The sequence below is a fragment of the Peribacillus sp. P4_C12 genome (assembly GCF_056402095.1).
This window is the reverse complement of the sequence record NZ_JBFUIB010001057.1, coordinates 1-765: the sequence shown is the minus strand read 5'-3', so window position 1 is coordinate 765 and position 765 is coordinate 1. Positions and strand designations below refer to the sequence as shown.

The following is a 765-nucleotide window of genomic DNA, read 5'->3' as shown; positions in this document are numbered from 1 at the left end:
GGTCATAGTTATGGTTCTTAAAGACATACTCCATTCCACCCAAAATTTCAGTATAGTAATGGTTTTCTCTAAAAATAGGGGCAAGAGAATCATCAAATGTAGGAATTACGACACCTATAATATTTGATTTTTTCTTGGACAAGCTGATTGCAGTGAAATCAGGTTGATAATTAAGCTCTTTAATTGCTTTCAATACTTTTTCTTTTGTTTCTTCCGAAGTTTTGTTTATACCGTTAACTATATTAGAAACGGTTGTACGTGATACGCCTGTATATGCTGCTACATCGCGAATAGTAACTTTTTTTTCCATAATCCCTCCGTTGACCGGTTAACTTAATATAAATTATAAAGATAGGTTGGTTCTAATGCAACACAAAGAACTGGTTAGATTTAATTTTCTAAATAAATTAAATTTTCTTAATCTTTCCTTTACAAAAAAGCAATTAGATGTTAATTTTATTAAGAAATATTTTCAATACAAAAAAAACAAGAAAGGTTAACCGGTCAACAAACAAAAAAGTAAATGGTGAGCCTGATAACAGATGGGACAAGTTTGAGCCTCTTGTATCAAGTGAACCGGTCAACAAAAATGAAGTTAATGTTTTTTGCAAGATTTTGTAAGGGTGGATGGGAAACAATTATCCCCGGATGTCTATTTAAGGCTTGCACATCGTAATAATTGAGTGTTAGTAGGATAGCAGAAATTTATCATCCTAATTGGCATCCACCTAAAAAAATGGGAGGATAAAAGAAATGGAAAAGCAC

At 32.0% G+C, this 765-nt stretch carries 1 protein-coding gene; it reads right to left on the bottom strand.

From position 1 onward, the window contains the following. Nucleotides 1-310 (bottom strand): LacI family DNA-binding transcriptional regulator (locus AC1DUW_RS31260; RefSeq protein WP_477644503.1); only part of this gene is annotated, 310 nt, incomplete at its 3' end. Nucleotides 311-765: the final 455 nt, after the last annotated feature.